Here is a 13498-nt window from a genome sequence, read left to right on the forward strand (position 1 = left end):
CGCGACGAAAATCCGTGGAAGGTTTTAACGCAGTTTATGAATTTTTCAACAGGAAAATCAGCATGATCTACGGCATCGGCACCGACATCATCCAGATCCCGCGCATCGCCGCGGCGCTGCAGCGCAATGGCGAGCGCTTCGCGCAAAAGATCCTCGGCCCGCAAGAGATGGAAAAATATCTGCGGCGCAAAGCCAAGGTGGAAGCGCGCGGGATTCGTTTCCTGGCTACCCGCTTTGCCGCCAAGGAAGCGTTTTCCAAGGCGCTCGGGCTGGGCATGAAGATGCCGATGACCTGGCGCGCCATGCAGACCTTGAACGCGCCCAGCGGCAAGCCGATCGTGGTGGTCAATCCGGCGCTGGAAGAATACATGCAACAGAAGGGCCTGACTGCGCAGGTATCGATCACCGATGAGGCCGAATATGCGGTCGCCTTCGTCATTGTGGAGCAAAAATGAGTGGTGGTAATTCCGTAGAAAAACAACCGCTGGGTCCGGTCATGCTGGACGTGGTCGGCGCCAGCCTGAGCGCGGACGATATCCGCCGCATCCGGCACCCGCTGACCGGCGGCGTGATCCTGTTTACCCGTAATTACCAGGATCGTGCCCAGCTGTGCGCGCTGACTGCTGCGATCCATGCAGCACGTCCCGGTATCCTGATCGCGGTCGACCACGAAGGCGGCCGCGTCCAGCGCTTCCGCACTGACGGTTTCACCCGCCTGCCGGCGATGCGCCTGCTCGGGCAGCTGTGGGATAAAGACGTGTTGGCCGCCACCAAGGCCGCCACCGCGGTCGGCTTCGTGCTGGCCAGCGAGCTGCGCGCCTGCGGCGTCGACCTGTCGTTTACGCCGGTGCTGGATCTCGATTACGGCGACTCCACCGTCATCGGTGACCGTGCTTTCCACCGCGATCCGCGCGTGGTGACCTTGCTGGCGAAGAGCCTGAACCACGGCTTGGCGCTGGCCGGCATGGCCAACTGCGGCAAGCATTTCCCTGGCCATGGCTTCGTCGAGGGCGATTCCCATCTGTCGCTGCCGATCGACCAGCGCAGCCTGGAACAGATCATGGAAGAAGACATCAAGCCCTACGATTGGCTCGGCATGAGCCTGGCGGCGGTGATGCCGGCGCATGTAATCTATGCCAAGGTGGACCAGCATTCGGCCGGATTTTCAAAAAAATGGCTGGAGATCCTGCGTCAGGATATCGGTTTCGGCGGCGTGATTTTCAGCGACGATCTCAGCATGCAGGCGGCCAGTTCCGCCGGCGGCGTGCTGGACGGCGCCAAGGCGGCATTGCAGGCCGGCTGCGACGTGGTCCTGATCTGCAATTCGCCAGACAAGGCCGACCAGTTGCTGAGCGGACTCGGCAACGCTGTGGACGACGTTCGTGCCGTCGCTTCGCGCGCCCGCCTGATGGCGCTGCTGCCGCAAAGCGCGGCGCTCGGCTGGGATGCATTGCAGGCCGACGCCCGCTACCAGGCCGCAAGGTCGCTGGCGCAGTCGTTGCCGGCCTGAGCGAGCGGACCCATGACCGAAGAAGCTGAACTGCCCGATCCGCGTGCACTGGTGCTGGAAACCGTCGCCAAGCTGCCGAACCTGCCCGGCGTGTATCGCTATTTCGACGCTGCCGACAATATCCTCTACGTCGGCAAGGCGCGCGACCTGAAGAAGCGCGTATCGAGCTATTTCCAGAAGAACCTGGCCAGCCCGCGCACCGCCATGATGGTGGAGCGCATCGCCCGTCTGGAAACGACAGTGACGCGCAGCGAAGCCGAGGCGCTGATCCTGGAAAGCAATCTGATCAAGTCGCTGCAGCCGCGCTACAACATCCTGTTCCGCGACGATAAATCCTATCCCTACCTGAAGATCAGCAGCCAGGAATATCCGCGCATGGCCTACTACCGCGGCGCGGTCGACAAGAAGAACCAGTACTTCGGCCCGTTTCCGAATGCCTGGGCGGTCAAGGAATCGATGCAGATCCTGCAAAAGGTATTCCTGCTGCGCACCTGCGAGGACAGCGTCTTCGCCAACCGCACCCGGCCCTGCCTGCTGCACCAGATCCAGCGTTGCAGCGCGCCTTGCGTCAAGCTGGTCAGCCATGAAGACTACCTGACCGATGTCGACAATGCCGCCAAGTTCCTGCGCGGCCGCCAGACAGAAGTACTGTCCACGCTGGAGCAGAAGATGCATGCCTATGCCGCCGAACTCAAGTTCGAGCAGGCCGCCGGCGTGCGCAACCAGATCACCTCGCTGTCGCGCGTGCTGCACCAGCAAAGCATGGAAACCGTGGGCGACAGCGATATCGACATCATCGCCGTCATCGTCCAGGGCGGGCGTGCCTGCGTCAACCTGGCGATGGTGCGCGGCGGCCGCCACCTGGGCGACCGCGCTTATTTTCCTAGTCATGTCGATGGCGCCTTGTCGAATCCGGAGGAAGTTTCAGGCGAGTCTATCGAGGCGGCGGTGCTGAAGGCTTTCCTGGCGCAACACTACATCGACATGTTCATTCCCGGCATCCTGATCCTCAACACCGAGTTCGACGAACCGGCGCTGATGGTGGCGCTGATGGAGCAATGCGGCCATCGCATCAACCTGCTGTTCCAGCCGCAAGGGCAGCGCCGCCAGTGGCTGGAAATGGCGCACAAGGGCGCCGAGATTTCACTGGCCCGGCTGTTGTCGGAGCAGGGTTCGCAGCAGGCCCGCACGCGGGCGCTGGTCGAAGTCCTCGGGCTTGAGGTCGAAGATATCGACAGCCTGCGCGCAGAGTGTTTCGATATCAGCCACACCTCGGGCGAGGCGACCCAGGCTTCCTGCGTGGTGTTCCATCATCACGCCATGCAGAACGGTGAATACCGTCGTTACAATATCAAGGACATCATCCCCGGCGACGATTACGCGGCGATGCGCCAGGTGCTGATGCGACGCTATGAAAAAGTGGCGAATGGCGACGGCATTACGTCCAACCTCATGCCCGATATCGTCCTGATCGACGGCGGCAAGGGCCAGGTCGAAATGGCGCGCCAGGTGCTGGCCGAACTGGGGCTGGACATCGGCCTGATCGTCGGCGTCGCCAAGGGAGAAGGGCGCAAGGTCGGCCTGGAAACCCTGATCTTCGCCGACGGCCGGGCGGCGCGCGAGCTGGGCAAGGAGTCGGCCGCACTGATGCTGATCGCCCAGATCCGCGACGAGGCGCACCGCTTCGCCATCACCGGCATGCGCGCCAAGCGCGCCAAGACGCGCCAGAGTTCGCGGCTGGAAGAGATCGAAGGCATCGGCGCCAAACGCCGCCAGAAGCTGCTGGCACGCTTCGGCGGCCTGCGTGGCGTGGCGGATGCCAGCATCGAGGATATCGCTTCGGTGGAAGGCATTTCGCGGCAGCTGGCGGAGGAAATCTATCGGCAATTGCATTGAATCCGGCGGCGCTCTTGCAAAGAGCGCTGGCGGATCAAGATAGTCGGGGGCGCAAAGACGTGTCCACCCTGCGGGAACACGGCATGTGTTGCAATTGCGGTTCAGCTTGTCGCTTTTGCAGGTTTTATTTCCCAACGGCTGCATACTCCTAGATAATTAGCACATGGACGTCGGGCTCCTTACCAATAAAACTATTTATGCCATTTAATATTCCGATTTTACTGACCTGGCTGCGGGTCGCACTGATCCCGCTGGTGGTTGGCGTTTTCTATCTTCCTGATCTCGGTTTTTCGAATTTCTCGACTTTGCAATTGGGCCTGGCTTCGACCATCATCTTTATCGTCGCCGCCGTCACCGACTGGTTCGACGGATTCCTGGCGCGCCGCTGGAACCAGACTTCGGCCTTCGGCGCCTTCCTCGACCCGGTCGCGGACAAGCTGATGGTGGCTGGCGCCTTGCTGGTGCTGGTGCACCTGGGGCGGGTCGATCCGATCATCGCTTTCGTGATCATTGGCCGCGAGATTGCAATCAGCGCCTTGCGTGAATGGATGGCGCAGATCGGCGCCTCGAAATCGGTGGCGGTCAGCTCCATCGGCAAAATTAAAACCACCGCACAGATGGTAGCAATCCCAATGTTGTTGTATTATGGCGATCTGTTTGGCATCAGCACTCGATTCTGGGGGCAGGTGCTTTTGTGGATTGCAGCAGTGCTCACGGTCTGGTCGATGTTTTACTATTTACGTAAAGCCTGGCCTCTGATTAAAGAGAGTACCGCGGAGAGCACCGCGGCAAGCGGCGAAAACAACAAGCAGTGAAGTAAAAGTCGGTGATTTGAAAAAAGTTGGTGAAAAAATTCAAATTTCGTTGACAAACTCTGTAGATCAACTATAATGTCGTCTCTGTAGTTGATGCAGAAATGGCGTAGTAAAAAGAAACAAAATGCGGGAGTAGCTCAGTTGGTAGAGCGCAACCTTGCCAAGGTTGAGGTCGAGAGTTCGAGCCTCTTCTCCCGCTCCAGATTCAAAAAAAGGAAGCTGGTAAAGCTTCCTTTTTTTATTAAGCTTGAACGAGATATTGGTTGTAGAAGGTGATACACCAATATTGATTTAGTATTTTGGCGCAACACCCCTGGCGGGGTAGCAAAGTGGTTATGCAGCGGCCTGCAAAGCCGTTTACGCCGGTTCGATCCCGACCCCCGCCTCCAAAAACTCCTTACGCGGGAGTAGCTCAGTTGGTAGAGCGCAACCTTGCCAAGGTTGAGGTCGAGAGTTCGAGCCTCTTCTCCCGCTCCAAATGCCAGGCCAGGAAGGTATTATTACCTTCCTGGTCGGTTCAGTAAGAAAATCCCACCTTGATTTTTCTCCTGATGCGCAATGTGGTTTTTCCACGTCTGTGCGATTGTTATGGAGTACCGCACACGCGGCACTATCGCTTTCCCTGGAACCGATACACGAGCTGATTCACCTTTCGCCGAGGCCACTTTCCAGATAGGACTGGGTCTTGGGAGTCATCTCCTTTATCGGTGAAAATGCCGGCATCCGCCGCATTTTCGGGCGCCGCCATTTCCCATGCGAAAGCCGATAAACGAGTAGATTCACCTTTCGCCGGGGCCACTTTCCAGATAGGACTGGGTCTCGGGAGTCTTCTCCTTTATCGGTATGGATGCTGCTGTCGACGGCATTTTCTTGAGCCTGGCGGTTTCCCTTGCGGGAGCCGATAAACGAGTTGATTCACCTTTCGCCGGAGCCACTTTCCAGATAGGGCTGGGTTTCGGGAGTCATCTCCTTTATCGGCAAACATGCCGCCATTGGCAGCGCATCGCTAAAGCGCAGCAAATCACTGTCATCTGCCAGAGGTAAAAAAACGCCCCGTTTGCTCACGCGAACGGGGCGTTTTTCATGTGTGCCGGATCTGCATCCGGCAATCACGGCTTGCCGGCACAGATCGGTCCGGCTGCTTTATCTTCAGACGCGCGCGGCGCTCAACGCTGCATTGAAGGTGGGACTTGGGCACATGATGGCTTCCATCTTCTTCGGGTCAGGCAGGAAGTAGCCGCCGATGTCCACTGCATGGCCTTGCACGTCCTTGAGTTCGGCGGCGATCTTTTGCTCGTTCTCGGTCAGTGTCTTGGCCAGCACTGCGAAATGCGCTTGCAGTTCCTTGTCTTCGGTCTGCGCCGCCAGCGCCTGCGCCCAGTACAGGGCCAGGTAAAACTGGCTGCCGCGGTTGTCCAGTTCGCCGGTGCGCGGCGATGGCGACTGGTTGTTGTCGAGCAGCTTGCCGGTGGCGTCGTCCAGGGTTTTCGCCAGGATCTTGGCCTTGTTGTTGCCGGTCTTGATGCCCATGTCTTCCAGCGAAACCGCCAGCGCCAGGAACTCGCCCAGCGAATCCCAGCGCAGGTGGTTTTCTTCTACCAGCTGCTTGACGTGCTTAGGCGCGGAGCCGCCGGCGCCGGTTTCAAACATGCCGCCGCCCGCCATCAGCGGAACGATCGAGAGCATCTTGGCGCTGGTGCCCAGTTCCATGATCGGGAACAGGTCGGTCAGGTAGTCGCGCAGGATGTTGCCGGTGACTGAAATGGTGTCCTTGCCGCGGATCACGCGTTCCAGCGTGTAACGCATGGCGCGTACCTGCGACATGATCTGGATGTCAAGACCGGTGAGGTCGTATTCTTTCAGGTAGGCGCGCACCTTCTTGATCAGTTCGGCTTCATGCGGACGGTACTCGTCCAGCCAGAAAATCGCCGGCATGCCGGACAGGCGCGCGCGGTTCACCGCCAGCTTGACCCAGTCGCGGATCGGCTCGTCCTTGACCTGGCACATGCGCCAGATGTCGCCTTGCTCGACGTTCTGTTCCAGCAGCACGCTGCCATCCAGCTTGACAATGCGCGCCACGCCGTCGGCCGGCACTTCAAAGGTCTTGTCGTGCGAACCGTATTCTTCCGCCTTCTGCGCCATCAGGCCGACGTTCGGCACGGTGCCCATGGTGGTCGGATCGAAAGCGCCGTTGGTCTTGCAGAAGTTGATCATCTCTTGATAGATGCGGGCGAAAGTGCTTTCCGGAATCACCGCCTTGGTGTCCTTCGGACGGCCGTCGGCGCCCCACATCTTGCCGCCCAGGCGGATCATGGCCGGCATCGAAGCGTCGACGATAACGTCGTTCGGCGCATGCAGGTTGGAGATACCCTTGGCCGAATCGACCATCGCCAGTTCCGGACGATGTTCGTGGCAGGCGTGCAGGTCCTTGATCACTTCATCGCGCTTGGATTCCGGCAGGGTAGCGATCTTTTCGTAGACGCTGGAGAGACCGTTGTTGGCGTTCACGCCCAGTTCCTCGAACAGCTTGCCGTGCTTGGCGAAAGCGTCCTTGTAGAAAATCTTCACGGCATGGCCGAACACGATAGGGTGCGACACCTTCATCATGGTCGCCTTGACGTGCAGCGACAGCATGACGCCGGTTTCGCGCGCATCTTCCATCTGTTCTTCGTAGAAGGCGCACAGGGCCTTCTTGCTCATGAACATGCTGTCGATGATTTCGCCGGCCAGCAGCGATACCTTGTTCTTGAGGACGATGGTTTCGCCGGCCTTGGTCACCAGTTCCATGCGGACGTCGCAGGCTTCGGCCAGCGTCATGCATTTTTCGCTGGCGTAGAAATCGCCGCCGTGCATGTGCGAAACGTGGGTGCGCGAAGCAGGGCTCCATTTCGACATCGAGTGCGGATGCTTGCGCGCATAGCGCTTGACTGCAGCTGGCGCGCGGCGGTCGGAATTGCCTTCGCGCAGGACCGGGTTGACGGCGCTGCCGATGATTTTCGAGTAACGCTTCTGGATCGCCTTGTCTTCATCCGACTTCGGATCTTCCGGGAAGTCAGGGATGTTGTAGCCGCTGGTCTGCAGTTCGCGGATCGCCGCGATCAGTTGCGGCACCGAGGTGCTGATGTTCGGCAGCTTGATGATGTTGGTTTCCGGCAGCTGGGTCAGGCGGCCCAGTTCGGCCAGGTTGTCCGGCACTTTCTGTTCGGGCTTGAGGTTGTCGGAGAATTCGGCAAGAATCCGCGCGGCCACCGAAATGTCGCTCTTGACGACGTCGATACCTGCCGGTGCGGCGAAAGTCTTGATGATAGGCAGGAAGGAAGCGGTCGCCAGCAGCGGCGCTTCGTCGGTCAGGGTGTAGATGATGGTCGATTTACTTGCAGTCACTGTAACTCTCCTAGCGGTTGATGCGTTGGTTGGTGCCGCCACATGATATTGGTGTTTGCTTTCACCAAGCTTAAGGGCGCGCTGAATTCACTGAATTCGTTTGCAGATTGCCAATTTTTGGCGGGCTATGCTGGCCTGGATGACGGTTGCATCCATCCCGAGGGATGAAATTTCATCTCAAAGGATGAAGTTTATTCGCAGTTGGGTTTTAGCACCAACAAAATGTTAGCGATTGACATGCAATGAGGAAGGGGAAATGCTGGCTGCACCGGAGTGGGGCGCGGTAGTTTGATGCATCTGCCAAAAAATATCTTTAAGGAAATATTTTGAGCGGTTCAGGCGGATCAGCCGAATCGGGGAATACAGATATAAAAATACCCTGCCGGCCTTTTGGGGCGGCAGGGTATTGCTTACAGCAAGCTGGCGGATTACTGCTGCGCTGCTTTTGGCACAAAGCGCCCGTTCTTGAAGTCCGTGAAAGCCTGGACGATTTCTTCCTCGCTGTTCATCACGAACGGGCCATGGCCGACGATAGGCTCATCGATAGGCTCGCCGCTCAGCAGCAGCACCACAGCGTCGTTGTTGGCCTCCAGCGCGAGCTTGCTGCCGTTGGCGTCCAGCAGGACCATCTGCGATTCGCGGCTGACGGTTTCGCCGTTCACCAGCACCGTACCATGCAGCACGATCAGGGCCGAGTTCCAGCCGTCCGGCAGCGTCAGTTCAGTCACGCTGCCTTGCGCCAGCCGCAGGTCCCACACGTTCATGGGGCTGTAGGTGTGCGCAGGTCCGGCTTGGCCGCCGAAACTGCCGGCGATCACACGCACCGTGCCAGCCTTGTCCGGCAATGCCACTACCGGGATGTCGGCGTTGCGGATGGCTTGGTAGCCAGGCGCCGTCATCTTGTCCTTGGCTGGCAGGTTGACCCACAGCTGCACCATTTCCATGGCGCCGCCGCTGCGGGTGAACTCTTCCGAATGAAACTCCTCATGCAAGATGCCGGCGCCGGCGGTCATCCACTGCACGTCGCCGGGACCGATCAGGCCGCCTTGGCCGGTCGAGTCGCGATGCGCCACTTCGCCCTTGTAGACGATGGTCACGGTTTCAAAGCCGCGGTGCGGATGCTGGCCGACGCCGCGCGGCTTCTTGGCCGGAGTGAAATCGACCGGTCCGGCATGGTCCAGCAGCAGGAACGGGCTCAGTTGCTTGCCGTGGCTGTTATAGGAAAACATCGAACGTACCGGAAAACCGTCGCCGACCCAGTGTGGGCGGGGGGCGCTATAGACGCCGAGGACTTTTTTCATTGCCATCTCCTGGTAAAGGTTGCAAAAGCTGTTGATGCAAGAATGATAGGGCAGGAACGATGGCGGCGGTAGAGTGTAAAATTCATATTCAGTGTTCTATATTGTGAACGATGAGGAGAGCGGGATGCAGGACCTGAACGACCTCTACTACTATGCCCAGGTAGTCGAACATGGCGGCTTTGCCCCGGCCGGCCGCGCGCTCGGCATGCCCAAGTCCAAGCTCAGCCGGCGCGTCGCGCTGCTGGAGGAAAGGCTGGGAGTCAGGCTGCTGCAACGTACCACGCGCCGCTTTTCAGTGACGGAAGTCGGCCAGACTTACTACGAGCACTGCAAGGCGATGCTGGTGGAAGCCGAGTGTGCCCAGGATGCAATCGACATCACCCGCGCCGAACCGCGTGGCGTGGTCCGCATCAGTTGCCCGGTCACTTTGCTGCAGGCGAATGTCAGCGTCATGCTGGCCGATTTCATGGTCAGCCATCCGCGTGTCACGCTGCACCTGGAAGCCACTAACCGCCGCGTCGACCTGGTGGCGGAAGCGATTGACATTGCGATCCGGGTGCGGCCGCCGCCGCTGGCCGACAGCGACCTGGTGCTGCGGGTGCTGGCCGAGCGCGGCCAGTGCCTGGTCGCCAGCCGTTCGCTGTGCATGGGGCGGACATTGCCGCGCGCGCCGGCCGATCTCTACGACTGGCCGAGCCTGGCGCTGGGGACGCCGCAGCAGACCCATGTCTGGAACCTGCAGGGACCGGATGGCGCGCAAGCCAGCGTGCACCACACGCCGCGCTTCCTCACCGGCGACATGATCGCCTTGCGCGATGCGGCGCGGGCCGGGGTCGGCATCGTGCAGCTGCCGAGCATGATGGTGCGCGATCAACTGGCCGATGGCAGCTTGCTGCGCCTGCTGCCCGGCTGGGCGCCGCGCAACGATATCATCCATGCCGTGTTTCCTTCGCGCCGCGGCTTGCTGCCGTCAGTGCGCAGCCTGCTGGATTATCTGGCGCAGCGCTTCGCGGCTCTCAACGACGAATGAAGAACCGGCCGCTCAGTGTGTAGGATGGGCACGCTTTTGTGCCCACGCGGATACCGATACAGCGTGGGCACAAAAGCGTGCCCATCCTACACAACTTAGAATACAGGCCGCTCAGGCCAGTCCGAACGGCGGCGGCCGGCGCTTGATCGGCTGCGCCTTGACGATGGCGGTGTTGGTCTCGGCCTTGTCGGCGATGCGGTCGATGATCTGGTCGAGCTGGGCGATGGAGCGGACGAACAGGCGGGCGATGAAGCAATCCTCGCCGGTCACCTTGTCGCATTCGCAGAATTCGGGCGTCTGTTCGATCAGTTTCTGCACCGCTTGCAGCTTGCCGGGCAGCGGGCGGATGCGGACGATGGCTTGCAGCTGGTAGCCCAGCGCTTGCGGATCGATGTCGATGGTGAAAGCGCGGATGACGCCGCGTTCTTCCAGGCGCTGCAGCCGTTCAGAGACGCTGGGGGAGGACAGGCCGACTTGCGCGGCCAGGTCTTTCAGCGAAATGCGCGCATCGCCCTGCAGTATTTCCAGGATGCGCTGGTCCATATTGTTGAGCATTTTCGATTCCTTGGAAAATTTTCCACCTTGCCTTATATAGTAAGGCAAATCCGACAAAAATCCTTTTCACAGGCATGGAAACCCCCACGACTAAATGCGATTATCAATTCCTGACGTTTTCCAGGGACGAGGCATGGACAAGAAAGTAAGCGGCACGTTAGAGATGACGGCGGCGATGGTGATCTCCGGCACCATAGGCTGGTTCGTGGTGGTCTCGGGCCAGCCGGTGCTGGACGTGGTGTTCTGGCGCTGCGTCTTCGGCGCAGCGACGCTGCTGGCGGTGTGCGCGGCGCTGGGATTGCTGCGCGGCGCGTTCAACTGGCGCCTGCTGGCCCTGGCGGCGCTCGGCGGCGTGGCGATCGTGCTCAACTGGCTGCTGCTGTTCGTTTCCTACTCGCGTGCGACGATTGCGATTTCGACGGCGGTGTACAACACCCAGCCCTTCATGCTGGTGGCGCTCGGCGCCGTGTTTTTCTCGGAACGGCTGACTGTCGCCAAGCTGACCTGGCTGGCGCTGGCCTTTATCGGCATGCTGCTGATCGTGCAAGGGAAGCCGGAAGGCGGTGGCGGCGGCAGCAATTATTTTGCCGGTATCGTGATGGCGCTGGGCGCGGCGTTTTGCTATGCGGTCGCCGCCATCATCACCAAGAAACTGGCCGGCACGCCGCCGCACCTGATCGCCCTGATCCAGGTCTGCGTCGGCATCCTGATGCTGGCGCCGTTCGCACACTGGTCGGCATTGCCGTCCGGCGCTCATGCCTGGAGCATCTTGCTGACGGTGGGGGTGGTGCATACCGGGCTGATGTACATCCTGCTGTACGGCGCGATCCAGAAGCTGCCGACGCACCTGACCGGTTCGCTTTCCTTCATCTACCCGATCGTCGCCATCCTGGTCGATTACCTGGCTTTCGGCCATCGCTTGCAGCTGAGCCAGCTGTTTGGCGCTGCCGCCATCCTGACCGCCGCCGCCGGCATGAATCTCGGCTGGTCTTTGTGGAAGCCGAAGCTGCAGGCCGAGGATTCCCGCTCCAGCCGCTGAAACGCGGCTTGCGCTGGATCAGCGCATCCTGGCATCCGGAAAGGTCTCCAGCAGCAGATCGGAAAATGCCCGCAACCTGCTGCTGACATGTCGCCGCGACGGGTACAGCAGCCAGATTTCTGCTTCGCTATCGGCCAGCGCGCCGATTTCGCGCAGCCGCCCATCCTGCAATTCCTGGCGTATCAGCGACGGCGGCAGGATACCGGCGCCGGCGCCGGCCAGCACGGCGTCGCGGATCATGAACGGCGAGGACAGCGCGAGCACCGTGGCCGTTTCCAGCGTCATTTTCCGGCCGTCGCGCTGGATGGCCAGCTGCCGCTGGTCTGCGCGCTGCGGCAGGCAGACCAGCGGCAGCGGCCGGGCATGTTCGAGCTGGCCGGCGGCGCTGCTGATCGCCAGCACCTGCCGTTCGCGCAAAAAGCAGCGGCCGATATAGTCCGCGTCTTCCTTCGGATTGACGCGGATGATGGCGTCGTAACCTTCCGTGATCAGGTCGACAAAACGGTCTTCGCCGACAATCTCCAGCTGCACCTGCGGATAGCGCTTGCGGTATTGCGCCGCCAGCGCGCCCAGCGTCGAATGAGCCAGCAGCATCGGCGCGCTGATGCGCAGCGGTCCGCGCGGCTCCTGGTCCGGATGCATGCGTTCCCGCAGCTGCGCCAGTTCTGCAATCAGGGGCGCCGCGTCTTGCCGCAGCAACTCGCCTTCCGGCGTCAGGCGGAAGGCATGGCTGCTGCGATCGATCAGGCGCACGCCGAGTTCGTCTTCCAATTGCCTGATGCGGCGCGACAGGCTGGCCTTGGGGATGCCGGCCTGGCGGCTGGCGGCGCCGAAACCGCCATGCAGGGCGACCATGGTGAATTCACGCAAGGCATTGAGATCCATGATGTTCCATATTTGAGACGGATAGTGTCATTTTATCGTCTATCGGATCTTCTGTGAGACAACTATTCTGGAGTCTCAACAACCGGAGAAAATCATGAAACAACTCAACAAAGCAGTACGCATCCACAGCTACGGCAATCAAGAAGTCACCAGCATCGACTTGATCGATATCCCCCAGCCCGCTGCGGGCAAGGTCGTGGTGCGGGTACATGCAGCCGGCGTCAATGCCATAGACCGCAAAATCAGGGAAGGCGTCTTGAAGGATTATTTCCCGCTGCCGTTTCCGATCACGCTGGGGGCGGAACTGGCAGGTACGGTGCATGCCGTCGGCGCCGGCGTCGATGGCTTCGTTGTCGGCACGCGGGTGTTCGGCTTCATGCCAACGCTGGGTGCGTTCGCAGACTATGTCGAGATCGATGCGGGTTTGCTGACGCCGACGCCGGACAGCTTGCCTGATACCGTCGCCGCCTCGTTGCCGGTAGCGGGCCTGACCGCATGGCAAGCCCTGTTCGAGAGCGGAAAGCTGACAGCCGGCCAGACCGTCCTGATGCAGGGGGCCGCCGGCGGTGTCGGCAGCATGGCGGTGCAGCTGGCCAAGCGTGCCGGCGCGCGCGTGATCGCCACGGCATCGGCGCGCAACCTGGAGTATGTTGCTGCGCTGGGCGCCGACCTGGTCATCGATTATCGTACTGCGCAGCCGTTCGCGGATCTGGCCGCCAGCGTCGATCTGGTGCTGGACCTGGCCGGCGGCCCAGCGCTAGACCTGCTGTGGCCGGTGCTGCGCGACGCCGGCGTGCTGGTATCGACCGCCGCACCGGAGCTGACTGCACGCACGCCTGCCAATCGCACCGGCCTGTGGTTCCAGATGCGGCCCGAACCGCAGCGGCTGGCCGCGATTGCCGCGCTGGTGCTGCGCGGGGAGATCAAGGCCGAGGTGGCAAGTCTGTTCCAATTGGACCACGCAGGAGACGCGATCGACTATGGCCACTCCGGGCAGGGTCGGGGCAAAGCCGTGGTTCAGTTCTGAGATAGCGCCGATGGCGCTGCCTGATGACAACTGGTGCTGCCGGCCATGATCAACAA

At 60.7% G+C, this 13498-nt stretch carries 11 protein-coding genes and 3 tRNA genes; 10 read left to right on the forward strand and 4 right to left on the reverse strand.

Annotated features, from left to right (window positions below):
- The first annotated feature begins 62 nt into the window (after window positions 1-62).
- The 7 genes from acpS to VNZ65_RS02060 all read left to right on the forward strand — a co-directional run bounded on the left by acpS (window position 63) and on the right by VNZ65_RS02060 (window position 4698).
- Window positions 63-455, forward strand: a complete 393-nt coding sequence (gene acpS / locus VNZ65_RS02030; RefSeq protein ID WP_325665568.1) for a holo-ACP synthase — start codon at window positions 63-65, stop codon at window positions 453-455.
- Window positions 452-1510 carry a beta-N-acetylhexosaminidase gene (gene nagZ / locus VNZ65_RS02035; RefSeq protein WP_325665570.1) on the forward strand — a complete coding sequence of 353 codons (1059 nt, stop codon included), beginning with the start codon at window positions 452-454 and terminating at the stop codon, window positions 1508-1510. Before acpS ends, nagZ begins: the two co-directional genes overlap by 4 nt.
- A 12-nt stretch (window positions 1511-1522) precedes the next feature.
- A complete protein-coding gene (uvrC, locus tag VNZ65_RS02040; RefSeq protein ID WP_325665572.1) occupies window positions 1523-3406 on the forward strand; it encodes an excinuclease ABC subunit UvrC in 1884 nt (627 codons plus the stop codon).
- 197 nt (window positions 3407-3603) lie between these two features.
- Window positions 3604-4221: a CDP-diacylglycerol--glycerol-3-phosphate 3-phosphatidyltransferase gene (pgsA, locus tag VNZ65_RS02045; RefSeq protein WP_325665574.1), complete on the forward strand. Its 618-nt coding sequence runs from the start codon at window positions 3604-3606 to the stop codon at window positions 4219-4221.
- A gap of 126 nt (window positions 4222-4347) precedes the next feature.
- Window positions 4348-4423: transfer RNA gene (locus tag VNZ65_RS02050), tRNA-Gly, on the forward strand.
- A 113-nt stretch (window positions 4424-4536) separates the two neighbouring features.
- Window positions 4537-4610 (forward strand) — tRNA-Cys (locus VNZ65_RS02055).
- 12 nt (window positions 4611-4622) lie between these two features.
- Window positions 4623-4698 (forward strand) — tRNA-Gly (locus VNZ65_RS02060).
- Between the two features lie 672 nt (window positions 4699-5370).
- Here the strand turns inward: VNZ65_RS02060 and VNZ65_RS02065 are convergent.
- Both VNZ65_RS02065 and VNZ65_RS02070 read right to left on the reverse strand, forming a co-directional pair.
- Window positions 5371-7605, reverse strand: a complete 2235-nt coding sequence (locus VNZ65_RS02065) for an NADP-dependent isocitrate dehydrogenase (protein WP_325665576.1) — start codon at window positions 7603-7605, stop codon at window positions 5371-5373.
- Window positions 7606-8033: 428 nt separating this feature from the next.
- Window positions 8034-8906, reverse strand: a complete 873-nt coding sequence (locus VNZ65_RS02070) for a pirin family protein (RefSeq protein ID WP_325665578.1) — start codon at window positions 8904-8906, stop codon at window positions 8034-8036.
- A gap of 124 nt (window positions 8907-9030) precedes the next feature.
- Here VNZ65_RS02070 and VNZ65_RS02075 point away from each other — a divergent pair, with 124 nt between their 5' ends.
- Window positions 9031-9936, forward strand: a complete 906-nt coding sequence (locus tag VNZ65_RS02075; protein WP_325665580.1) for a LysR family transcriptional regulator — start codon at window positions 9031-9033, stop codon at window positions 9934-9936.
- Window positions 9937-10047: 111 nt separating this feature from the next.
- Here VNZ65_RS02075 and VNZ65_RS02080 read toward each other — a convergent pair whose 3' ends face one another.
- On the reverse strand, window positions 10048-10491 hold the full coding sequence (locus tag VNZ65_RS02080; protein WP_325665582.1) for an Lrp/AsnC family transcriptional regulator: 444 nt from the start codon (window positions 10489-10491) through the stop codon (window positions 10048-10050).
- Between the two features lie 133 nt (window positions 10492-10624).
- Between VNZ65_RS02080 and VNZ65_RS02085 the strand changes: the two genes are divergently transcribed.
- Window positions 10625-11530, forward strand: coding sequence for a DMT family transporter (locus VNZ65_RS02085; RefSeq protein WP_325665584.1), 906 nt, complete (start codon window positions 10625-10627; stop codon window positions 11528-11530).
- An 18-nt stretch (window positions 11531-11548) separates the two neighbouring features.
- On the opposite strand, the gene VNZ65_RS02090 is transcribed toward VNZ65_RS02085, so the two are convergent.
- Window positions 11549-12415, reverse strand: coding sequence for a LysR family transcriptional regulator (locus tag VNZ65_RS02090; protein WP_325665586.1), 867 nt, complete (start codon window positions 12413-12415; stop codon window positions 11549-11551).
- Between the two features lie 94 nt (window positions 12416-12509).
- Between VNZ65_RS02090 and VNZ65_RS02095 the strand changes: the two genes are divergently transcribed.
- Entirely contained in the window at window positions 12510-13442 is a 933-nt protein-coding gene (locus VNZ65_RS02095) for an NADP-dependent oxidoreductase (RefSeq protein WP_325665588.1), read from the forward strand.
- Window positions 13443-13498 lie beyond the last annotated feature (56 nt).

Source organism: Collimonas sp., from assembly GCF_035566555.1.
In the GTDB taxonomy this organism is placed as follows: Bacteria; Pseudomonadota; Gammaproteobacteria; order Burkholderiales; family Burkholderiaceae_D; genus Collimonas.